At 45.6% G+C, this 20801-nt stretch carries 23 protein-coding genes; 8 read left to right on the forward strand and 15 right to left on the reverse strand.

Going from position 1 to position 20801, the window contains the following annotated elements; translation table 11 throughout:
* Positions 1-311 precede the first annotated feature (311 nt).
* Positions 312-2975 (forward strand): DUF2339 domain-containing protein, encoded by a 2664-nt coding sequence (locus R7M92_RS03290; protein WP_411974273.1) that lies wholly within the window; start codon positions 312-314, stop codon positions 2973-2975.
* Positions 2976-3063: 88 nt separating this feature from the next.
* On the opposite strand, the gene R7M92_RS03295 is transcribed toward R7M92_RS03290, so the two are convergent.
* Genes R7M92_RS03295 through flgB form a run of 12 tightly spaced genes read right to left on the reverse strand, consistent with a single transcriptional unit; the run spans position 3064 to position 13055 of the window.
* The gene (locus R7M92_RS03295) at positions 3064-4104 is read right to left on the reverse strand and encodes a flagellin (protein WP_318132686.1); all 1041 of its coding nucleotides are present in this window, start codon (positions 4102-4104) and stop codon (positions 3064-3066) included.
* An 18-nt stretch (positions 4105-4122) separates the two neighbouring features.
* A complete protein-coding gene (gene flgL / locus R7M92_RS03300; RefSeq protein WP_005373998.1) occupies positions 4123-5022 on the reverse strand; it encodes a flagellar hook-associated protein FlgL in 900 nt (299 codons plus the stop codon).
* Between the two features lie 13 nt (positions 5023-5035).
* On the reverse strand, positions 5036-6409 hold the full coding sequence (gene flgK / locus R7M92_RS03305) for a flagellar hook-associated protein FlgK (RefSeq protein WP_318132688.1): 1374 nt from the start codon (positions 6407-6409) through the stop codon (positions 5036-5038).
* Complete coding sequence (locus tag R7M92_RS03310; RefSeq protein WP_005384422.1) at positions 6410-6958, reverse strand: rod-binding protein; 549 nt, start codon at positions 6956-6958, stop codon at positions 6410-6412.
* Positions 6959-6969: 11 nt separating this feature from the next.
* Positions 6970-8106 carry a flagellar basal body P-ring protein FlgI gene (locus R7M92_RS03315; protein ID WP_411974274.1) on the reverse strand — a complete coding sequence of 379 codons (1137 nt, stop codon included), beginning with the start codon at positions 8104-8106 and terminating at the stop codon, positions 6970-6972.
* On the reverse strand, positions 8091-8762 hold the full coding sequence (gene flgH / locus R7M92_RS03320) for a flagellar basal body L-ring protein FlgH (RefSeq protein WP_017635111.1): 672 nt from the start codon (positions 8760-8762) through the stop codon (positions 8091-8093). Before flgH ends, R7M92_RS03315 begins: the two co-directional genes overlap by 16 nt.
* Before the next feature lie 32 nt (positions 8763-8794).
* On the reverse strand, positions 8795-9580 hold the full coding sequence (gene flgG / locus R7M92_RS03325) for a flagellar basal-body rod protein FlgG (RefSeq protein WP_005374008.1): 786 nt from the start codon (positions 9578-9580) through the stop codon (positions 8795-8797).
* 24 nt (positions 9581-9604) lie between these two features.
* A complete protein-coding gene (gene flgF / locus R7M92_RS03330) occupies positions 9605-10336 on the reverse strand; it encodes a flagellar basal-body rod protein FlgF (RefSeq protein ID WP_005374009.1) in 732 nt (243 codons plus the stop codon).
* Between the two features lie 12 nt (positions 10337-10348).
* Positions 10349-11545, reverse strand: coding sequence for a flagellar hook protein FlgE (flgE, locus tag R7M92_RS03335; RefSeq protein ID WP_318132692.1), 1197 nt, complete (start codon positions 11543-11545; stop codon positions 10349-10351).
* Positions 11546-11572: 27 nt separating this feature from the next.
* Positions 11573-12256, reverse strand: coding sequence for a flagellar hook assembly protein FlgD (flgD, locus tag R7M92_RS03340; RefSeq protein ID WP_005384410.1), 684 nt, complete (start codon positions 12254-12256; stop codon positions 11573-11575).
* A complete protein-coding gene (gene flgC / locus R7M92_RS03345; RefSeq protein WP_005374012.1) occupies positions 12256-12690 on the reverse strand; it encodes a flagellar basal body rod protein FlgC in 435 nt (144 codons plus the stop codon). The genes flgD and flgC overlap by 1 nt, the downstream gene beginning before the upstream one ends.
* A 2-nt stretch (positions 12691-12692) precedes the next feature.
* Positions 12693-13055 carry a flagellar basal body rod protein FlgB gene (flgB, locus tag R7M92_RS03350; RefSeq protein WP_005374013.1) on the reverse strand — a complete coding sequence of 121 codons (363 nt, stop codon included), beginning with the start codon at positions 13053-13055 and terminating at the stop codon, positions 12693-12695.
* A 77-nt stretch (positions 13056-13132) separates the two neighbouring features.
* On the opposite strand from flgB, the gene flgA reads away from it, so the two are divergent.
* The 4 genes from flgA (at position 13133) to R7M92_RS03370 (ending at position 15533) form a co-directional block, all read left to right on the forward strand.
* Positions 13133-13930 (forward strand): flagellar basal body P-ring formation chaperone FlgA, encoded by a 798-nt coding sequence (flgA, locus tag R7M92_RS03355; protein WP_005384406.1) that lies wholly within the window; start codon positions 13133-13135, stop codon positions 13928-13930.
* Between the two features lie 136 nt (positions 13931-14066).
* The gene (gene flgM / locus R7M92_RS03360) at positions 14067-14348 is read left to right on the forward strand and encodes a flagellar biosynthesis anti-sigma factor FlgM (RefSeq protein ID WP_005374016.1); all 282 of its coding nucleotides are present in this window, start codon (positions 14067-14069) and stop codon (positions 14346-14348) included.
* 20 nt (positions 14349-14368) lie between these two features.
* Positions 14369-14806 carry a flagellar export chaperone FlgN gene (gene flgN, locus R7M92_RS03365; RefSeq protein ID WP_005374018.1) on the forward strand — a complete coding sequence of 146 codons (438 nt, stop codon included), beginning with the start codon at positions 14369-14371 and terminating at the stop codon, positions 14804-14806.
* A complete protein-coding gene (locus R7M92_RS03370) occupies positions 14787-15533 on the forward strand; it encodes a lytic transglycosylase domain-containing protein (protein ID WP_318132694.1) in 747 nt (248 codons plus the stop codon). Before flgN ends, R7M92_RS03370 begins: the two co-directional genes overlap by 20 nt.
* A gap of 435 nt (positions 15534-15968) precedes the next feature.
* Here R7M92_RS03370 and R7M92_RS03375 read toward each other — a convergent pair whose 3' ends face one another.
* A complete protein-coding gene (locus R7M92_RS03375; protein WP_005374021.1) occupies positions 15969-16487 on the reverse strand; it encodes an NUDIX hydrolase in 519 nt (172 codons plus the stop codon).
* A gap of 277 nt (positions 16488-16764) precedes the next feature.
* On the opposite strand from R7M92_RS03375, the gene R7M92_RS03380 reads away from it, so the two are divergent.
* Positions 16765-17031 (forward strand): DUF333 domain-containing protein, encoded by a 267-nt coding sequence (locus R7M92_RS03380; RefSeq protein WP_005374023.1) that lies wholly within the window; start codon positions 16765-16767, stop codon positions 17029-17031.
* A 249-nt stretch (positions 17032-17280) separates the two neighbouring features.
* Complete coding sequence (locus R7M92_RS03385) at positions 17281-17937, forward strand: hypothetical protein (protein WP_005374025.1); 657 nt, start codon at positions 17281-17283, stop codon at positions 17935-17937.
* Here the strand turns inward: R7M92_RS03385 and R7M92_RS03390 are convergent.
* Positions 17927-18769, reverse strand: a complete 843-nt coding sequence (locus R7M92_RS03390) for a YdcF family protein (RefSeq protein ID WP_318132696.1) — start codon at positions 18767-18769, stop codon at positions 17927-17929. The genes R7M92_RS03385 and R7M92_RS03390 overlap by 11 nt on opposite strands.
* A gap of 131 nt (positions 18770-18900) precedes the next feature.
* On the opposite strand from R7M92_RS03390, the gene R7M92_RS03395 reads away from it, so the two are divergent.
* The gene (locus R7M92_RS03395; protein ID WP_017819764.1) at positions 18901-20271 is read left to right on the forward strand and encodes an L-serine ammonia-lyase; all 1371 of its coding nucleotides are present in this window, start codon (positions 18901-18903) and stop codon (positions 20269-20271) included.
* Positions 20272-20392: 121 nt separating this feature from the next.
* On the opposite strand, the gene R7M92_RS03400 is transcribed toward R7M92_RS03395, so the two are convergent.
* Positions 20393-20629 carry a hypothetical protein gene (locus tag R7M92_RS03400; RefSeq protein WP_005374030.1) on the reverse strand — a complete coding sequence of 79 codons (237 nt, stop codon included), beginning with the start codon at positions 20627-20629 and terminating at the stop codon, positions 20393-20395.
* Positions 20630-20801: the final 172 nt, after the last annotated feature.

Consider the following 20801-nt stretch of genomic DNA (forward strand, 5'->3'; position numbering starts at 1 on the left):
CGCACATGTTTGAAGTCATTTGGCGATCGCATCAGAACTATGAATATAGTTGACCCCCAATGACTTAACGACTCATTTTTGTTCATCAGGTTTTAAAGTGGCACACAAGTGTGCGACTTTGTCGAATTCATCATTACGCATTGAGTTTCATTATGTAGAATGATTTCTAAAGAAAGCGCGGAACCTAGCACTATATGAGGCTAAGGCATAGAGCATGAACTAAGCTTTAGCGTAAGTGCTCAAAGTTAAGAATCGTGTGTCACGCGACGTACGCAAGGAGAAATGGATTGTACGTAATACTAGCACTGTTCATGGCGTGTCTCGCCATCCTCATCGGAGTGAAAGCCGCCAACCGAGCTGCACTTTTAGAAAAAGAACTAGCCAAACTTCGTGAGGAAGTCACATCACTACGAGCCAGTGTCCATGGGGGCTCAAACCAACAAGCGCACCAACAATTCAGCATCGAAAAAGACACACCATCTGTAGCGACGTCACCTCACATAGAATCACCACAGAAAGATGTCTCATCCTCTGGGGAACATGATCCAGCTACCAACCTAGACTTGGACCAGAGCGCTGCGAATCAAGGGTACGCCCAGACAAGAGAAGTGCAACTGGATGTTTTTAGTCAAGAAAATGAGTCATTCCTTCAGAGTAAAGTTCAGAGCCTGCTTAGCAACATTCAAGAAAATTGGTTGGTTTGGGTAGGCGCATTGGCCATGCTGATCGGTGGAGGTTATCTCGTACAGGTGATTGGTAGTCACATCCAGTTTTCGCCATTTATGCGAGTGTCCTTTGCCTTTGTGATCTCATTACTTATGGTGCTTGTTGGCGAGTGGTTTCACCGTAAAGAACAACAGAATCCGCAACGGGCAGCACGAGCCCAAGGCTTTACGTATGTTCCTGCTGCTGTTACCGGTACGGGATTAACGGGCATTTACTGCACCGTCATTTTTGCCTTTGTGGTTTATCAAATGCTAACGCCGAGTATCTCGTTGATCATCTTGGCTTCAGCGGCATTTTTCAGTTTAGCATTATCATTGCGACAAGGGCCGTTAATGGCCGTGCTTGGCTTAATTGGTGGCTACACAGCACCACTGTGGATTGGGGGTAATGAACCCAACTACTTCTTGTTAGCCGGATACATCTGCGCAATTTCGTTCGCGGCGACCTTATTGATGCAAAAAGTGCGTAGGGCATGGATTACGCCAAGTATCGCGATTCCACATGTCATTTGGATGTTGCTGTTGATTGAGAGTGTACCAACAGAACGGTTGTTCTCGTGGCTCGCGATTTATCTCTCCATCACTTTGTATCTCATTTTCGCGGTTCCGAGAATGGGTTGGATGCTCAATCCTCGCTTTCGTCACTATCAAAGCAAGTGGACAAACTCGCCGACCGCTACCGCTCTCGCAACTGCTTTATTGACCTTTTCTGCCGTCACCAGAATGCCGGAGCTGAACACTCTACAAATGGCGTACTGTTATACGCTGCTTGTTGCGAGCATCTGGCTACCAGCACTTCGTACAGGCTGGTCATTACGTGTATTTTTGCCATCCATACTCGTCTCGGCAACCGCGCTGATAGTTCTTACCATCGCTTTTGATGCGCTGTATATGGTAGAGCGAGAAGCTAGCATCCTATTCGCATTGGCGGTGAGTATTGCGCTGATCTGCTATCGAACATATTGCCAATCACTTAGTGACCGTTCGCAACTCAGTGGGCTGCTTCTGCTGGTACTGGCTCCCGCGATGAGCTTAATTACGTTGTTTTATATTGACGAATTTATGCAGGGCTACCTGTGGTATTGGACTGCATTCTGCGCATTGATGGCCACTTACTACGTTGTGCTTGGTCAGCGTGCACGTTCGTTGGCATTAGAATGCTCTGCCGTTATGCATGCTTTAATCATAGGTATTGCTTTTGTTTGGTTGAGCGATACTTGGTTAACAACAGCAATCTCAATACAAGTTGCGATAATGGCCTTACAGGCTCAAGTCGGGTTATTTCGACCTGCGAGTTGGGCGATTAAAGTGGCAATGGGAATACTGGTTATCCGACTCACGCTGCTACCTTTCATCCCCGAATGGCAACCGGTAGAAGCTGGGCATTGGGCTTGGGTTCTTGTGAGTTATATGCCTTCTCTCTTCATCTTGTCTTATGCTCGTTCAACACTAAAACAAGTGGACCGAGAACTGACCAACTGGTTTGAAGGGGCGTTTTTACATGTATTCTTAATGGCATTGTTCACCCAAACTAACTACTGGTTAACGGGGCAATATGGTTACTTGGGGCACATCGACTTCACAAGTGCGGCAGTCTTTGCCAATCAAGCATTAGTTATGGGTTTGGTATACAGCTACCGCAGCCAATTTGCGCAACGCTTAAACCGTATCTACGAAATCTATAGTTACTTGCTTTGGTGCGCGTTCGCTATATTGATTATTTTGCTTAATACGGCAGAATCGCCGTTGGTGACTGATAACGTCTCGGCACAAGCACTTCCCATCTTTAACATGCTGAGTATCGGCTGGCTGTTACCAGCTTGCATCCTGCTTATCGCAACGTTTAAGCGCTGGAATACGTTGCAAGTTCATCGATTTGCGATTGCTAGTCTAGGCTTTTTACTTGCAGCCATTTGGTTGGGGATGTCTATCCGTCAATTCTGGCAAACCACATCGATGATGCTGTATCAGCCAACCAGCATGGCAGAGTTGTTCAGTTATTCAGTGGCTGGCTTGCTCGTAGGTGGATTGCTGACTTGGCGCGGCGTGACCCAACAGGGGCTGATGATGCAGCGTGTCGGTCTAGTGGTCCTTGCCTGTGTCGCACTGAAAGTATTCTTATGGGATGTGAGCTCTCTGGATGGGTTCTGGCGAGCAATAAGCTTCTTAGGCTTAGGTGCGTCTTTGATAGCACTTGGATGGCTATTCCAGAAATTGAATCGTTCGGTGGCAAAAGCACTCGAGCCCTAGACGAGTCAAAGAGAGATTCCCGACAGTGCGCTGTTTTCGTTATTGGGGGACGATAACAGTGTAAAGCCGGGAATCATTGGAGTGTTCGTTACTTCAGTAAAGCGACCACGGTATGACGACGCACGTTTGCTTGCGCATTCAATGCCTGAAAAGTCGAAGTAAACTCGCCAGACTTTTGCATGAATCCATCCAGTTTTGCATTCACCTCATTGACTGAAAGCTGTGCGGTTTTGGTTTGGATAGAACGCATTTGAGTATTCAGTTCACCATGAAAAGCTTTCGCTTCCTGCAAGCTCGTTTGAACTTGTTTCAGATGCTGATTTACTTTGGCAATCGTCTGCTTGATGCCGTCGCGTGAGCCTAGATCAAACCCGAGCTCCGCAATACCATCTGGCTCAGACTTTAAGTTCAAAACGTTAGGCTGTCCCGCAGGGAATCGGTGCCCTTCCCCCGTTACCATCACCTTTTGCTGCATTTGTTGATAAGCGTTGTCTCTGGCTTCAAATAAAATGCTGCCATCATCGGCTAATGAGGCTCGCATTCCTAACGCAATCAAGCTGCGATCCAGCATTTTGACCGTTCGCTCACCGTCTGATTGTTCATCAAACTGAATCATCACCGCTTGACCTTGAGGAAAATCCAAACGGATTTGCTCGGCCTTGTCGCTTAAGCGATGAACATTCAAACCTGGAATAGAAAAGCGACGAATATCCGCTTTATCCAGTTTTAAGTGCAGTTCGTTATTTAGGACTTTCTGGCCATCGAAACGTGCTTGCTCAACGACTTTTTGGATGGTGGCTTTAGAGCGAACCAATGTATCCTGCAAACCAGGAACATTTTGTACGCCTTGATTAATAGCTTGCGTCAAACCACGTTTAATTTGCGTGAGCTCTTTGCCAATCACCTGCAGCGATTTGGACGCGATCTGAACCGCCGTGGCTTGCTGCTGGCCCTGCGTAAGCTGAATACCAGATACAGAGTAGGCTGACGCAGTGTCAGCCTGAATTTGCGCCGGGCGCGGTTTAATTGCCGTACTTGAGTCTGCAGAACGGGTCGGCATGATAGAGGCTTGTTCTTGTCCACCTAAGCGTATGCTATGGGGTCTAACCTCTACTGTACTCATTACCATAAAAAGAACTTCCTAACCTTATAAACGGTCAAACAGCGACAAACCATCGATCTTCACATAGCTTGCTTGCGTTGCTTGCAAAGCGGCCATGTAATTACTCAATCGTACCGACGCTTCACCATAGTCCAGAGCAGAGAGGTCTCCAGATACTTTGTCAACGAACAGCTTGTTTTCACTGTGCGCGCCACCAACAAGATCTAAGTTGTTGTGTCGACCACCAATCTCAGTCATGGTCCCTAGTACGTTTGAAAAAGTATCGTCGATAGCGCTGATACTCGCCTCAACTTCAGCTCTGAAGTTGGCGGTAGGGCTCTCAAACTCTTTGATCAGCGCATCAATTTGGTTAAGCACGTTATGGCCTCCCCCAAGGTCCAATATTTCTTTTGCAGTCATATTGGAATCCATCGTGACACCTTTAGCAATTGTTACTACGCGCTTGTCACTATTACCTTCAATTACGTAGCTGCCGCTCGCTTTACTTACAGCCGCAGTATCCGTTTTAGTACCAGAGAAAAGGTAGTGCCCTTCTTCATCCTGCGCGTTAAAAGACGACTCAATAGAGTCACGGTAACTCTTAAGCTCTGTAATCATACCGCCACGACTTTCGTCAGTAAGAGAGCCGTTCGCACCCCAAAGCGCGATGTCTCGCATGCTTTTTAAGCTTTCTTTGATCGAATCTAAATGGGTTTCTTGACTCGATAGCGTCGTTTTTACGTTTTCAATGTTGTTTTTGTACTGAGCAATCGCACTGGTTTCTCGGTCTAAGTTAAGCAACTTGATCGAAGCCATTGGATCATCAGACAGCTTGGTTAAGCGCTTGCCAGTAGACATCTGTTGCAGAGCTTCGCCTAATCCCGCGCTATTGCTCTGCAAGCTGTGCAACATCATTTGACTAAATTGATTGTCACTAATTCGCATCTAAACTTTCCTCTTAGAATAACTGCAGAATAGAATCGAGCAGTTGATTTGCTGTGCTGATCACTTTCATGTTGGCATTGTGCGCATTAGCAAACATCATTAGGTTAGCCGCTTCTTCATCGCTGTTTACGGAACTAACATTATCGCGAGCTGCGTGCGCTTGCTTGTTCATGGCTAACTTCGCTTGATAATCAGCATTAGCTTGGCGTGCTTTAATTGCGCTTTGACCCACCATTGAACTAAAGGCATCGTTCAAGCTTACTGAGCCGTAACCTGATACCGCCACTGGCTTGTTGCTTAACTCGATCAATGATTGCAACGCATCTGCGTTACCAGGTGTTCCATCACTTGAGAACGCAAGCTCATCTGGAGTTAGCTTGGTAATATCCAAACTGGCTGCAGGGTTTGCTGGGTCATAGCTGAACAAAGGTTTACCTGGGTTGCCATTTAAGTCTTTGCCAGTTGCAAGCACGGCGTTGTATTCATCCGCGAGAGCTTTCGCCATGTCATTCAGAGCCAATTGGTTTGGTTTCAACACTTCGGTTTGATAGTCATTAATCGCACCTAATTTGCCACCAAGCGAGTCACCAATCGCAAAACTTTGATTCGAGAACGTGACGTGTAAGTCCGCCAAGTAAGGATCACTCGGGTCAGGAATGGCTTCCAGTTTGCCATGGTCCGTACCCATCACAAGCGGTTGACCAGAGGTTAGTGTGACCTGAACACTGCCGTCATGCTGCTGTGTTGTTTTGATTTCAATGGTTTGAGATAACTGACCGATTAACCTATCTCGTTCATCCATTAACTGTGATGGGTTACCACCTGTACCTTGCATCTCTACCAGTTGCTTGTTCACCTTCGCGATATTTTCCATAAGGCTATTCGCGTGGTTAAGCGCTGCATTACGTTGGTCGCTCATGTCTTTATGTTGATTGTATAAAGACTCGGTAAGCGTATTAAAACGGCGGGCCAAAGCTTCAGATTCGTTAATGATCTGCTGGCGGTAAGGTATGGATTCCGGCTTAACAGTCGCATCGTTAAGCGCAGCGTTTAGCGAGTCCAAGCCAGCCGATATACTGAAACCATCGGCACCAAGCGTATTCTCCAGCTGACTCATGTTACTGGTGTATCCAGATGCGTATGCCGCCATACTGTTAGTCGACCACGTTTGCTTAATCAGAAATTGATCAGTAACGCGGCGAATGCTAGTGACTTCTACCCCTAAACCTGGACTTAAGCGATTGGCTTTACCATCATCGACAGACGCCATCAACGCTTGTTGACGACTGTAACCCACGGTATTCACGTTTGCCACGTTTTGCGCGGTTACGTCTAGGGCCACACGGTTCGCGCCTAAACCTGAAAGTGCAATATTAACTAGGTTCATTTACAGCTCCATTTTTCTGATCAACGGCTGAGAAAACGCGGTAGTCATACCGGCCTCACCGAATACCTGTTTAACAGAGGCGACGGCTTGAGAAGCGGTATTAAATAGGCTTGAATTCTTCTCCACCTCTTTAGAATCTACTTGTGAGATAGATTCAGAATTCGAACCTTTACCATCGTTAGCGGATGAGATGTTGCGCGCAGCATCGAAAGCAACCTCACGCATAGACGGGCTCAGCTGCTGGATGAGCATATTGGCAATGCCTGAGCTCTGTTTCTTTGCTAGTTCCATCGCCAGCTGACCGTCATACATATCACGGAATACCCCTTGTTGCTGACTGGCAAACGGGCTGTCTTTATCAGCAAGAGCGTCACTACTGCTACGCATTTGGCGTAACACCATTTGTAGGAACATTGCCTCAAATTGACCTGCGACGACTTCAAGTGCGCCTTCTTGATCACGACTATGCTTGATGTTAGCCAATGCACTGTTGTCGTGATAAAGCATCGAATTTAACTGAGTTTGTTCATTGGTACTGTCTAGCTTCATCCTTAACTCCTTTATATCACGACCAATTCAGCGTTCAATGCACCCGCTTCACTCAAAGCTTGCAGGATAGACATCAAGTCTGTAGGCGTGGCACCTAAACTATTTACCGCATTAACTATGGTGTTAAGTTCCGTGCCTGGAGGCCAAATCACCATCTGAGCGAGATCTTCATTCACATCAAGATCCGTTTGGTTAACGACTTTCGTATCGCCATTTGCAAACGCATTAGGCTGACTAACTTGTTGTGATTCAGAAATTCGCACGGTTAAGTTACCGTGACTTACTGCTGCTTCACTCACTTTGACACTCTTACCGATCACCACGGTGCCAGTGCGAGAGTTAAAGACAATACGAGCAGGTTTACGGCCTTCAACAACGCTCATTTCTTCAAGCATCGACATCATGACGACACGCTGCTGTGTATCTTTTGGTGCACGCATATCAATGCGCGCTTTATTGATCGCAACTGCAACGTTAGGTCCAAAAGTGTTGTTAATTTCACGCGCAATATTTTTTGCTGTAGTGAAGCTAGGCTTGCGCAGGTTTAGGGTGATTTCATCACGTTGGTTGAAATCGGTTTTGATTTCTCTCTCTAAAGTCGCACCATTCGGAACGCGACCCGCCGTTGGTGTGTTCACTTCTACTTTGGAGCCACTTCGCCCCTCTGCAGATAAGCCCCCCACAACCACGTTGCCTTGCGCAATCGCGTACACTTCGCCATCAATACCACGTAAAGGCGTTAGCAATAACGTACCACCGCGAAGGCTCTTTGCATCACCGATTGAAGACACAACCACATCCAACGTTTGTCCTGGGCCTGCCATTGGATCAACGGACGCTGTCACACTCACAGAAGCCACATTTCGTAGCTTAGGGTTCATACTGTCATCAATTTGAACCCCAAACTGACGTAGCATGTTGGTAATAGATTGAGAGGTAAATTTCACTTGGTTTCGGTCACCTTGGCCGGCTAAGCCAACCACCAAACCATAACCAACCAGCTGGTTTTCTCGAATGCCGCGAACATCGACCAAGTCCATGATCGGAATTTCCGCTTTAGCACGTGAAGTGCCTGGTAGTCCCAAGGTCAACACCAATAGGAGAGACATAAAGAAAGATTGCATTGTCTTCATTAGAAAGGTACCCATGGGCTGTTGAAGAACTGAGTTAGCCACCCGGCTGCGTTGCTGTCAGCTAGCGCTCCGCGACCTGCGTAGGTAATTCTTGCATCAGCAATTCGTTGAGAAGAAACTTGGTTACTGCGGTTAATATCATCCACACGGACGATACCGGTTAGACGAATAAACTCGTCTCCTTGATTCAGACGAAGCCATTTTTCACCGCTGATACGCAATACGCCATTAGGTAATACTTCGTGTACCGTTACCGTAATGGCACCTTGAAGCTTGTTGCCTTGTGAACTTGATGCACTGCCATCGAAGTTACGTTTGCCATCCACGCTAACCCCTAGCTCATCGATAGTTTTCGTGCCTATGGTCGGCGCCACAAAGTTAATTGCTGAACTTTTACCGAACTTAGTACCCGCATTTTTACTCGATGAGGTTTCTTCTGATAGTTGAACCGTTAATACATCGCCAACTCGGTAAGCACGACGATCCTGGAACAGGGTCATCGTGTATTGGTGACGATAAAGGCTACCAGATTGGGTTTCCGGCAGCGTGTAATCGAGCGTTGGTGGTGCATATTCCTCAGCATTCGGCTCAGGCGGAATAAATTCCTGACGGCCAGCACATCCCACCAGCAACACGGCGGCTACTGCCCAACTCTTAGAAAGCCATTTCATTGCTTTTTCCTTCATCATCACCAATTTCATACTTACATTGATTGCGAAACAAACTTCAGCATGTCATCTGCAGCAGAGACCACTTTCGCATTCATCTCATACGCACGTTGAGTGGTGATCATGTCGACCATCTCTTCTACTACTTGTACGTTTGACCCTTCCAGTGCACCTTGCTTGATAATGCCGGCACCATCAGCTCCTGCAATCAGCTCATCAGCTGGACCGCTGGCTTCCGTTTCACGGAATAAGTTGCCACCCATGGCCTCTAAGCCGGCTGGATTGATGAATTTTGCAAGTGTAATTTGACCAAGCTGCTGAGGTGTTGGATCGTCTGCTGTTGTTGTAGTCACGGTGCCATCAACACCCACAGAGAAAGAGACCGCATTGTCTGGGATCTGGATTTGAGGCTCTAAAGGCAGGCCCTGACTGTTCACCATTAAGCCTTCTGAGTTTCGATGGAACTGACCATTACGTGTATACATGATCTGTCCGTCCGAGTTTTCTATTTGGAAGAAACCCTGACCCATTACAGCAAGATCCAACTCTTGCGTTGTGTTTTGGGTATTACCTTGAGTGAATACTTTTTGTGTGCCAACAACGCGAACACCGCTACCTAGCTGAATACCACTTGGTAGTTCGTTAACTTGGTCTACTTGAGCGCCTGGTTGACGCTGAATGCTGTAGAAAAGATCTTCAAATACAACTCGGTCACGCTTAAAGCCTACCGTGTTTACGTTTGCTAGGTTGTTAGAAATGGCAGTCATCTTAGTGTCTTGCGCTGCCATGCCTGTTTTACTTACCCATAATGCTGAATGCATTTTTTACTCCTTGCGGGGCGAGACTTAGCTCGCCGCCATTAATTTGTTACCAGCTTTTGCTAGAGTTTCCGCCGTTTTCATCATGCGAACTTGCATTTCAAAGTTGCGCGTCAGCGACATCACACTAACCAATTCATCAATAGCAGATACGTTACTGCCCTCAATGTGCTCAGGAGAGAGTTGCACGGTTTCATCTGCCGCGAATGGCACGCCATCTACGCTGTGCAGCAAGCTATCGCTCTCTTTTTGCAGCTGATTAATTTCCGGTTTAACCAACTTCAAAGTGCCTGCCACAATTTCTGCGCCGCCACCTGGTGGGATCACTGAGACTTGACCACGCTCGCTGATTTCAATCTTTTGGTAATCCGGCACAACCAAAGGACCATTGTCACCGAGGACAGGGAACCCATTGATTGTTAGAGCGCCAAAAGTATCGACCTGAATATTGCCTGCACGGGTGTAAGCTTCGTTACCCGCTGGGGTTTCTACAGAGAGATACCCCTCACCCATAACCGCAACGTCCAACGGACGTCCTGTTTTCACAATATCGCCAGCGTCGAAACGTGTTGAGGCAGAGTTGGTCACAACCATAGTGCGACCATCAAAACCTGGGCCTTGCATCTCTACACTACGCACACGCTCCATATCCGCTCGAAAACCCGCAGTATCAGCATTTGATAAGTTGTTTGAACGAACGTGCTGCGCTTTAAGAACTCGGCTGGCACCCGACGTTGCCGTAAATAACAAACTATCCATGCAAAACTCCCATTACACCGCGTTAAACAAAGCTTGAGTAAGCTTGTCGCTGGTAGAAATTGTCTTTGCGTTTGCTTGGTAGTTGCGTTGTGCAGTCATTAGAGCAACAAGCTCGCTGGTTAAGTCAACGTTAGAACCTTCTAATGCACCCGGAGTTAGGTCACCCATCGTACCTGACCCCGGAACACCCATAATTGGAGCACCTGAGCTAAAGCTTTGAGTCCATGATGTTCCACTCACTTTCGCTAAGCCTTGTGTGTTTGCAAAATCAGCAAGAACAACCTGACCTTGTAGCTGTGATTGGCCGTTAGTGTAAGTCGCGTAAACCATGCCGTTACCTTCAACGCGTACACCTGCAAGTTCACCTGATGTGTAACCGTTAGGGCTATTAGTACTTACGCCAAAAGCTGCACCAAATTGCGTGCTGCCTTTCAGGTTAATGTCTACACTCATCGCGTTCGCACCTGCTGCAGGGAATGAAACATTAAACGGCGCAGTTGGTGTTGAAAGCGAGCCGTCTTTACCAAACGCTACAGGCACAGTTGCTACTGGCGTCGTACCGCCATCTACTTGAACGTTCACTTCCCACGAGTTAGAAGCAGTCTTAGTAAAGTACTGAGTTACCGTGTGCGAGTTACCCAATGAGTCGTAGACTTTTGTTGTGTAAGACGAGTTAAATGAGCTTGGATCTTTGGGATTGAATGGCGTTACGGCTTTATCAATAACAGACGCGCTTGCGTCGAAGTTCGCAACAAAATCTAAGCTGTCTGTTGCTTTAGCATTCAGTGAGGAAGTCGATACCTGAATATTACCCACAGAACCTGTCATTAGGTTGTTGTTGCTATCGACACTGTAACCTTGAAGCTTTGCACCGCTGTTAGCCGTAACAAAGTTGTTCTTATCCGTTGAGAACACACCTGAACGTGTGTACAACATTTGGCCCATATTATCTTTAGTAACAAAAAAGCCACCGCCATTAATAGCTAGGTCCATCGCACGGCCAGTTCCTGTGATACTGCCGTCTTTGTCGAAGTTCTGTGAAATTGACGCGACTTCCACACCACCAGGTTGCATGCCGTTATATACAGCGGAGAATTCTGTGCGGCCACCTTTAAAACCATACGTTGATGCGTTGGCAATGTTGTGGCTGATTGTGTTTAGCTCTGTGTTGGTCGCGTCCAGACCACTTAGTGCGATGTTAAAACTCATAAATAGACCTCTGATTTCCGTATTTGGTTAAGCACCAAACTGAGTGATTTGATAGAAAGGAACGTTGCCAACGCCATGGACATTGACTAATGCTGCGCCACCGGTATTAGGAATGCGCACTTGCTCAACAGTGCCTGCCATCAGCACATTTGGACTTGCTTGCCCTTCTTGCACTTCTACGGCCACTGAGTATTTGCCTGGTTTAAGACCAAGTTCTTCAGGATTAATTGAAAAGTCGACGTCACCTTTGCCGTGAGCACCTAGTGGCACTTTAGTTGATTGACCAAATTCATCTTTAACAACTAACGTGACTTGGTTTGAGCTATGAGCGAGTTCGATTTTTCCGTTTTGTACGTCTTCACCAAGCTGAAATTCATCCGCATTGACGTAAACCGTTTGCCCAACAAGGCCCGCTGTTGACAGCACTTGCATGTTGTCCAGTAACACCATGCTCTGTTGCATTGTCTTAGACATATTCTCGGTACTTTGTACCTGCGAGAACTGAGCCAATTGACCAACGTATTCCGTACCATCAAGGGGATTAAGTGGGTCTTGGTTTTGAATTTGAGCCACCATCAAAGAAATAAACTCATTCTCCAATGAAGAAGCACTGTTCATGTCTTTAGGGTTTGGTGAGATACCGTTGCTGTCTTTTGCTTTTGTATTTACTGGAGCGTCAGACGATAAAGGGGTGTATTGTGCAATACTCATTAGCTACCCTGCCCTAATCTAAGCAGACCTTGCTGCATACTTTTTACATTGGCTAATACTTCAACATTCGTTTCGAAGCTGCGTGTTGCGGACATCATGTCTGCCATTTCAGCAACTACATCAATATCTGGGTAAAACACATAGCCTTCATCATTAGCCAGTGGGTTGTTCGGCTCAAAACGCTTCTCTGCATCTCCAGCATTTTTAACAACGTCAACAATGCGAACTTCTGCATTGGGATAAGCTCCATTTTCTGTTGTCATTTGCGTTTTTTGGTACACAGTCGCAAATACTGGCTTAAGCGCTTTATAAGCATCTTCTGGATTTGCAGATACTGCATCTGCGTTTGCTAAGTTACTGGCTACCGTATTCAGACGCACAGTTTGTGCTGTCATCGCGGAACCAGTGATCGAGTAAATATCAGTGAATGACATAATTAACGTCCCTCAATCGCTTTCGCTAAGCCATTAAATTTCATGTTGAGAAACGTCAGGCTAGTTTGAAAGTCCATGTTGTTTTGCGTGAATTTTGCTTGTTCAACACCAAGCTCTACGGTGTTGCCATTTTTGCTATTCTGGTAAGGCACCGAGTATTGGGCCTGAACCTGGAACTTTGGCACCGGTTTGTTCACACCACCTGCCGTTACTTGGTTCATTACGGTGGTGAAACTTAGGTCTTTCGCCAAATACCCAGGGGTGTCAACATTTGCTAGGTTACTGGCGAGGACTTTGGTACGCTGAACGCGAAAATTAAGTGCCTCTGGATGTACTCCTAAAGCATTTTCAAATGTGATCGCCATGCATCTTCCTTACAGTTGGCTCGAATACGCCAACATACAAACAAGATACGTGCCATAAAAAATAGCTATATATATCAATGATTTACAAACAAGGATGGAAGCCAAACTTCCGGTTCTCGGAAAGCATTAAAAACAAGAGGAAAGTGTCCACTTCCTCAACAATAATGCTGACGTTACTCGCTTTGACATCAGAACAAGCATTCGCCAACACCAATGACAAAACCCTAAGCGTTGAAGAGATAAGGTCCGTTGTAGCAACGGATTTCGAACAAGAGGTGGATCGCGTAGCGCTCTCCAATCAGTGGGGGAAGTACAAACTGGACTTCGACATGTGGGTACCCGGTTCAGCCAATCACTTGCCAGAATGTGAATCTCCTTTAGTTATCACAGGTCGTGACAACAACACGTTGCCAGTCGGTAACCTCAAGCGCTCAGTCAGCTGCGACAATATCGCATCACCATGGCGAATTAACGTTACGATAAAGTCTTCGCTGACTCTGCCTGTTTTGGTCGCGACAACCACGGTTGGCCGAAATGAAGTCGTAACGGCTAAACACATAAAGCTTGAAACCCGAACCATCTCTCGCCAAGACGATTTTTATACTCGCCCCGAGCAAGCAGTAGGCTTAGAAACCTCTCGTCGTTTGCGGGCTGGACAAGTGGTTAATCCATCCAATTTGTCGGCCCCACCTCTAATCGAGAAAGGCAATGAAGTCATAGTCATTGCGAGCAAAAATGGATTTAGTGCCAGCACAAAAGGAGTCGCCTTAGAAGATGGAGCGAAAGGGCAACAAATTGACGTGGAAAACCCAAGTTCGGGCAAGGTCATAAGAGCAGTCGTAACTGGATTAAACCAGGTTCATACTCAATTTTGATTTTTTGACTCGGGGTAACATTTTTTAATTTTGGCTCTCGTCAGTAACACTGAACTTCGAGTACAAAAAAAATATTTAATGTTTATCACATTCTAACCGCCTACTTAATTTAGAACATGATGATGAGGACCACAGCATGAAAATCGACAAAGTCGCGGGCGGTCATGTCCCACAAACAAAATTACAGCAAGCAAGCAAACAGCCTGTCGACGTCGTCGAACAGAGCAAAGTACACGAGCCTGCATTTCAAGCGAATACCGTAGCGATAGATCGCGCTCAAGCTGAAATGGCATCACTACCTGATGTTGATATGGAAAAAGTAGAACAAGTACGCAACGCATTAGCGCGTGGTGAACTTAGCCTAGATACAAAAGTGCTATCCAAGGCAATCATGCAGTTCCATACAGGTCACGAGTAATAAAACGCTAGGAAGACATCATGGCAAGCGCAGTATCGCAGCGAATTCAACAATTTGTTCGCTCTATATCTGAGGATATTAAGCTTTATCAACAACTGCTTCCTTTGCTTCAGCAGCAAAAGGTATTGTACTTAAAGTTTGATGGAGAGGCACTGAACGACAATGTTCAAAAACAAATGCCGATACTCAATAAACTCAGCCGCTCCGCCAATGACAGAAGCCAGTGTATGCGAGCGCTGGGGTTAGCGTGTAATGACGCCAGCGTAAAACGAATTTTCAATGCTTTGCCTGCCCAAATAGGTATGCAAGCTAGAAAACAATGGGCGCTATTGGAAACGTTGGTAAGTCAGTGCCAACAATACAATCAGAGCAATGGCCACAGCTCTGCGGCGTTCCATGAGTTGGTCAGTCAACTCAAACAACCTGTGCAACACACTTATGAAGATAAATCGTTCTAAACGATGTTCGTCTTGCCTACAGATTCAGTCGCCATCTCGGCTGAGTACTGTAGGCCTTTTTATTTTTATTGCCTTTCTGTCCTACCTTCCATTCACATGCCAGGCAAAACCAAATGCTGTCGATATTCAAACGCAGTATCAAGTATTAGCCCCATACAAGCCACAAATTGCCAAGCGTCTCGATTCATCCAAGCCAGTAATTAACCACATTTTCAAACAGCTTCAAAACCACTCATTACCAAATAGCCTAGCCTTAGTGCCAATGTTAGAATCTTCTTACAACCCCAAAGCCGTTTCTCACGCTAGCGCCGCCGGACTTTGGCAATTGATACCAGCCACAGCGAAACGATTCGGATTAACGATAAATACAAAACAAGACGATCGCTTTGACACAGAAGCTAGCACAACGGCCGCGCTCAAGTACCTGGCGTTTTTATACAACAAATTCGATCAAAATATGGCTCTCACTTTAGCTGCATACAATGCCGGAGAAGGACGTGTTGCACGTGCTATTCAGCGAGCAGGAAGTCGAGATTTCCAACAACTCACGCTGCCTAACGAGACTCGCCAATACGTCAGCCGCTTCTATGCATTGGAAAAGTTGATAGATATCGGTCAGTTACAATCCTCATCATTTCAACCTTTACTCTTGTTTGCTCCAGACGCTCCTATGATTTCACAACCGCTGGTCGACTTTAGCCGACTGCCTCCGCTAGTTAATTTGTGATAAAAGCTACGACAGAGCCCAATGTCAGAGAAACGTAAAATTACAAGATCCTGTTCGGCGAATTTGAAAACTCGTGATCTCTATGCAAACGTGTGCAAAAAAGTTGAGGTAAGGTATCTCAAAGATAAGAAAGAGTAGTGGTTTACTAAAAAGCGCCCCAATTACGCTTGGCAATTGGGTAGATATGCGTCACATTGTGTTTGCAAAAAAACATGAAAACCAATGGTCAGACCTAATAATTATTTACACACTAAATGTAAAACAGCTATTGTTTTCATAGTTCGAAACAAATCTAACATATCAAGATGACGCTTCGCTTGCGCGTCTGGAATAAGTCCGGGTTCCGGGGGGGAGTCCGGACTTTTTTATTGCTCTAAAATCTTTGCCCACAATAGAGCCAACAGAAGCTAAGTCGTAATGATGCAAACTAGCTGTTTATAGTAATTCTTTAGAAATCAACTGAAGTAAAAACGTTTCGCGCTCAATGCTCATGCCTTTTTTCGGGCTTTCTGCCATCGTTTTTTCATTGTGTGCAATTGCTTCGTGTATGTTCATCCATACCGGGCGCATTCCATTTTTAACTTCGTAATCTTCATACGCCGTTTCGCCTAGCTCACGTTCGATTTTACATGTATAACAATACGACACCATGTGCATCACGTCAGCGTCATCCTTGTACCACGGACGAAACTCCTCAAAGATTCCGAAAGGCTTAATACCATGTATATTTTGGGCGCCCGTTTCTTCCTCTAATTCACGGACTAATCCAGCAATGACATCTTCACCATCATCAATACCACCGCCTGGTAGCGTGTAGTCATGGTAACGTTCTGTATAGAGCAACAGCACATCTTCACCATCAAGTACAATGGCTCGCGCTGCATTGCGCTGAAAAACAATTTTGTCATCCAAATGCTCTATGTCTGGATGAACGGTCGATTTTAAATGTCTCATCGAAAATACCACGGTCAATGTTTTGTGCGCATATTACCGAATTTCACACTTTAAATCATTGTTGTAGGCCAGGTACGTTCGAGCGCTTGTCAGGAAGTGATTGATATGACCTTCACAACAATACGCCAAGAACAGAAGTGTGACGTGCTAATCAGCAATAAATGAGAATATCTAAATTCTTATACGTCCCTCTTACTTTTAACATCGATAAGACAATAATCTCTTAAAGTTGCCTATAATCAATACAATAATCGCCCACCCCATGCGGAGATAAAGAATGAAAAAGACAAATTTAATGATGGCTATGGCTGCAACATTGGTACTGGCTGGTTGTTCAACTTACGAGGGAGCGACCCGATCAACTGAGTATACCTCCGTTGCAAATCCCGCAGCCGTATACTGTGTTCAGCAAGGTGGTGAGCTGGATACCGTGTCGGAAAACGGCGAACGTGTCACTTACTGTGTGCTGTCGGACAATGAACGCGTCGAGCAATGGGAATACTATCGCGAGAATCACAAAGAAAATGAGGGTGACAACTACTAATTATTTTTATCGATACGTCACCTTCCCTCTATCACTTAGGAGCCTTTGGGCTCCTTTTTTATTTGATTTATCAAAGTGTTCTTACGTTGTTTTTACATATCTCTGACTTTACCGCACATCGACCCTATATCGAACAGTGTTCTATTCTTGACATTCCCCTGACATAACTTTCCACTTGGACAATAAAATTCCAAACACAGATCACACTAATTCACATTTCTTCCACATTTTCTGGGACAGGTGAGCAAGATGAAAACACAAATAGTAAAAGAAGCCGAGTCAGCCCCAAGCAACGTTGTTACTGAAAAATCAAAGCGCATTATTTATAAATCGAGTTTAAACGCCTTGATGATTGTCGCTATAAGTATTCTCGTTAACCTTAGTCTTCGTCTTGATTATGTCGTGTTGGGATCAAGCCTTGGCGAGCTTTCCGTTACAGAAACGCTCCAGCTTGTGATGCTTGCTATTGCATCATGGTCGTTTTTCAGCTTATCGAAACAACAGCCTCAGCTAAAGCATGCGGCTATTTTGATTGCAGGATTTTTTGCAGTACTGATTATTCGCGAAACGGACTATTGGACAGACATGATTCATCATGGCTCTTGGGTTTTCCCAGCACTTGCTGTCACCGCACTGGCTTGCGCCAAAGCTTACCAAGGTGGTAAAGGTACCATGAACGAAATGGCGACCATTTTAACGGTGCCACATATGAAGCTATTAGTTGGTGCTGTAATGCTATTATTAGTCTTCTCTCGTTTGTATGGTATGGGTAGTTTTTGGCAACAAGTGATGGATGAAAATTACATCCGTGATGTTAAAAATATCTCAGAAGAAGGTATAGAACTGCTTTGCTACTGCTTGATCGCATTAAGCGCCGTCCGCACAAAACGCGAGCTTAATGAATAGACTCAGGATCAAAGCGACGGTTCAATGCAGTCAGTATCGGATGGAAGATACTTAATGCCTTTTCCGCAGCACCTACAGATTCATCCAAGGCCGTCATTTCGACGGCCTTTTTCATTTCTTCAATATGTTGCAAAGCCTCTTTATCGAGCGGTAAAGAGAGCAATTTGTGAATAGCATCTCTTGCGATCATAAGTGGCTTTTTTCGGACAATTGATAAATCTCGGAAAAATGCGCCATGCTTGACCCCTTCTAAATAAACTCGGTAGGTTGTGAGTTCATCGAGTAGCAAGAATGTCTCCGCCATAAGCCCTTTATGTGGGTATGGCACGCTAATATGTTTGCTGATATTCAGTGGAATATTGAGGGTCACCCCCATGGATTCGCAATCGGATTTAAGTACTCGTAATAAGCCTTGCTCATCCATCAAATTCTGGATATCAATGATTCGTTCGAGGTGGTAGTCATTAGACAGCAAGATAACCTCAACCGGATGCCCCGACCATAACTCGAACAACCCACGTTTGCACAAAACTTGGGAAACATAACGCATGTTTTGAAACGTGTTCAACGACTCCGTTTCTAAGAGTATATGACGTTCAGGGAACGGATTCACAGAGTCTGTGTTTAGGGCTCTAAAATACGCGTACATCGCCTCTGCTTCAGAAACGCTTTGTCCTTGCGTTACTCCGCCACAAAAAACAATCACCGTTCGCTCTATCGGTAGTGATGCAGTCCTACAAGACAAAGCTTCGACTCTTGTTATGCCCTCAGAGGTCAACCTGTTATTGACGAGGCGTTTACCTAAAACGATGACGATGTTGTCTAACTTCATTTTAAAATCTCGCGCTTAGTTGGCAGTGTTACAAAAATCTTCTTTCACTCCCGACCCACAAGCTTTAACATCTAGTTAACAACACTGTTCTAGAGACCTTTATAAAGGTTCACTGCTAAAGGAAGTCAATTATGCTGTCGATTTTCGATATATTTAAAATTGGTGTCGGGCCATCCAGCTCCCATACTAATGGTCCTATGCTTGCCGGATTCCATTTCACTCAGCTAGTTAGCGACTCTATGGCGAAAGTGCATCGGGTGCAAGTGGACCTTTATGGCTCATTGTCACTGACAGGTCGAGGGCACCATACAGACCGAGCCACGGTCCTTGGTTTGATGGGAAATAAACCTGATACCATCAAAATGAGCAGTGCCAAAAGTGCGCTACAAAATACCATAGACAATAATACGCTCATGCTCGCCGGTACACACCAAATTGAGTTTAGCTACGACCATGACATCGTCTTTCATAGCGACAACCTTCCCTTGCATGAAAATGGCATGACGATTACGGCATTAGACGCTGCTGGAGATCAAGTAGCGTTTGAAATTTATTACTCCATTGGGGGCGGATTCATCGCCACCGCCGACGAACTAGAGAACGGCACGCAACAAGATGAGGTCGCAGTACCATTTCCGTTTACATCCGCAGATGAGATGCTGGAAAAAGCCGAGACGAACGGTTTCAGCTTGGGAGGCATGATCCTCCAAAACGAACTCGCATTTCGCTCAGACGAAGAAATTAACCAAAGAGCAGAGCAAATTTGGAAAGTGATGTCGCTCTGCATGCAACGTGGCTTCGATACGGAAGGGATTTTGGAAGGTGGTCTAAATGTCACTCGTCGAGCACCAAACCTTTTGAAAAAGCTCGAAGCCAACGCTGCAGTTGAAAACGATCCGATGGAGATCATGGATTGGATCAATCTCTTCGCCTTTGCGGTTAGTGAAGAAAATGCAGCAGGAGGGCAAGTCGTCACTTCTCCAACGAATGGTGCAGCAGGGGTGATTCCGGCGGTATTGATGTACTACCATCGCTTCATCAAAGAGCTCGATGTTAAACAGCTAAAAGACTTTCTCGCAGTCGCCGGCGCTATCGGCATCTTATATAAAACTAACGCGTCAATTTCTGGTGCAGAAGTGGGGTGTCAGGGAGAAGTTGGGGTTTCTTCATCCATGGCTGCCGCTGGCTTAACAGCGCTAAGAGGGGGCAGTAACGAGCAGATTTGTATTGCTGCGGAAATTGCGATGGAGCATTCATTGGGTATGACTTGTGACCCGATTGGCGGCTTGGTTCAAGTACCTTGTATTGAAAGAAATGCCATGGGAGCAATGAAAGCGATTAATGCATCGCGTATGGCATTAAAGCGCACAAGTAAATGCTTAATTTCGTTAGATAAAGTTATCGAAACCATGTATCAGACTGGTAAAGATATGAATAAAAAATACCGTGAAACCTCTTTGGGGGGCTTAGCTGTCATTCATATGGCACCGCCATGCGAATAATGGCAGGTGGTCATTGCGCTTAGCTTCTCACCATGCGCTTATCTGGTAATTGTGATCTGATGATATTACATATAGAAATGCCGCGTTCTTCGCGGCATTTTCTTAACAAGAAACTATTCGATTAATCACGTCGACCACGAAGTTCAATTTTTTGAGTTGCAGCATCCGAATGGATTGTTACACCGCCATAGGCCATTTCATTGCGACCCTTCAGTGTCAATTGAGAATCTGCACGCTCTACGTCAACCTGATTTTTCGTTGCCATCGTCATATCAATCGTGCCCGTGTATGACCCATCGCCAGCAAATGCTACGTTTGTTGAGCAAACCATCAAAACAAGTGCGATTAGTTTTTTCATACATCACCTCTATTATCGTTCTTACTTTCTGTCGGTGGAAAAACTGTAACAACAGAAACGCGCTCATACGAGGAAAGCCATTATTTACCAAATGGAAATCCATGCTAATAAACTGATGTAACCAAGAATAACTTATCGTTACCTTCAATAAATCAGGGATAAGGCAGCAACG

The organism is Vibrio sp. Vb2880 (genome assembly GCF_033337975.1).
Lineage (GTDB): Bacteria > Pseudomonadota > Gammaproteobacteria > Enterobacterales > Vibrionaceae > Vibrio > Vibrio alginolyticus.

Excerpts from the sequence above, each read along its gene's own strand:
- R7M92_RS03290 (WP_411974273.1), top strand. The coding sequence starts at position 312 with ATGGCGTGTCTCGCCATCCTCATCGGAGTGAAAGCCGCCAACCGAGCT.
- R7M92_RS03295 (WP_318132686.1), bottom strand. The coding sequence starts at position 4,104 with ATGGTAATGAGTACAGTAGAGGTTAGACCCCATAGCATACGCTTAGGT.
- flgL (WP_005373998.1), bottom strand. The coding sequence starts at position 5,022 with ATGCGAATTAGTGACAATCAATTTAGTCAAATGATGTTGCACAGCTTG.
- flgK (WP_318132688.1), bottom strand. The coding sequence starts at position 6,409 with ATGAACCTAGTTAATATTGCACTTTCAGGTTTAGGCGCGAACCGTGTG.
- R7M92_RS03310 (WP_005384422.1), bottom strand. The coding sequence starts at position 6,958 with ATGAAGCTAGACAGTACCAATGAACAAACTCAGTTAAATTCGATGCTT.
- R7M92_RS03315 (WP_411974274.1), bottom strand. The coding sequence starts at position 8,106 with ATGGGTACCTTTCTAATGAAGACAATGCAATCTTTCTTTATGTCTCTC.
- flgH (WP_017635111.1), bottom strand. The coding sequence starts at position 8,762 with ATGAAATGGCTTTCTAAGAGTTGGGCAGTAGCCGCCGTGTTGCTGGTG.
- flgG (WP_005374008.1), bottom strand. The coding sequence starts at position 9,580 with ATGCATTCAGCATTATGGGTAAGTAAAACAGGCATGGCAGCGCAAGAC.
- flgF (WP_005374009.1), bottom strand. The coding sequence starts at position 10,336 with ATGGATAGTTTGTTATTTACGGCAACGTCGGGTGCCAGCCGAGTTCTT.
- flgE (WP_318132692.1), bottom strand. The coding sequence starts at position 11,545 with ATGAGTTTTAACATCGCACTAAGTGGTCTGGACGCGACCAACACAGAG.
- flgD (WP_005384410.1), bottom strand. The coding sequence starts at position 12,256 with ATGAGTATTGCACAATACACCCCTTTATCGTCTGACGCTCCAGTAAAT.
- flgC (WP_005374012.1), bottom strand. The coding sequence starts at position 12,690 with ATGTCATTCACTGATATTTACTCGATCACTGGTTCCGCGATGACAGCA.
- flgB (WP_005374013.1), bottom strand. The coding sequence starts at position 13,055 with ATGGCGATCACATTTGAAAATGCTTTAGGAGTACATCCAGAGGCACTT.
- flgA (WP_005384406.1), top strand. The coding sequence starts at position 13,133 with ATGATTTACAAACAAGGATGGAAGCCAAACTTCCGGTTCTCGGAAAGC.
- flgM (WP_005374016.1), top strand. The coding sequence starts at position 14,067 with ATGAAAATCGACAAAGTCGCGGGCGGTCATGTCCCACAAACAAAATTA.
- flgN (WP_005374018.1), top strand. The coding sequence starts at position 14,369 with ATGGCAAGCGCAGTATCGCAGCGAATTCAACAATTTGTTCGCTCTATA.
- R7M92_RS03370 (WP_318132694.1), top strand. The coding sequence starts at position 14,787 with ATGAAGATAAATCGTTCTAAACGATGTTCGTCTTGCCTACAGATTCAG.
- R7M92_RS03375 (WP_005374021.1), bottom strand. The coding sequence starts at position 16,487 with ATGAGACATTTAAAATCGACCGTTCATCCAGACATAGAGCATTTGGAT.
- R7M92_RS03380 (WP_005374023.1), top strand. The coding sequence starts at position 16,765 with ATGAAAAAGACAAATTTAATGATGGCTATGGCTGCAACATTGGTACTG.
- R7M92_RS03385 (WP_005374025.1), top strand. The coding sequence starts at position 17,281 with ATGAAAACACAAATAGTAAAAGAAGCCGAGTCAGCCCCAAGCAACGTT.
- R7M92_RS03390 (WP_318132696.1), bottom strand. The coding sequence starts at position 18,769 with ATGAAGTTAGACAACATCGTCATCGTTTTAGGTAAACGCCTCGTCAAT.
- R7M92_RS03395 (WP_017819764.1), top strand. The coding sequence starts at position 18,901 with ATGCTGTCGATTTTCGATATATTTAAAATTGGTGTCGGGCCATCCAGC.
- R7M92_RS03400 (WP_005374030.1), bottom strand. The coding sequence starts at position 20,629 with ATGAAAAAACTAATCGCACTTGTTTTGATGGTTTGCTCAACAAACGTA.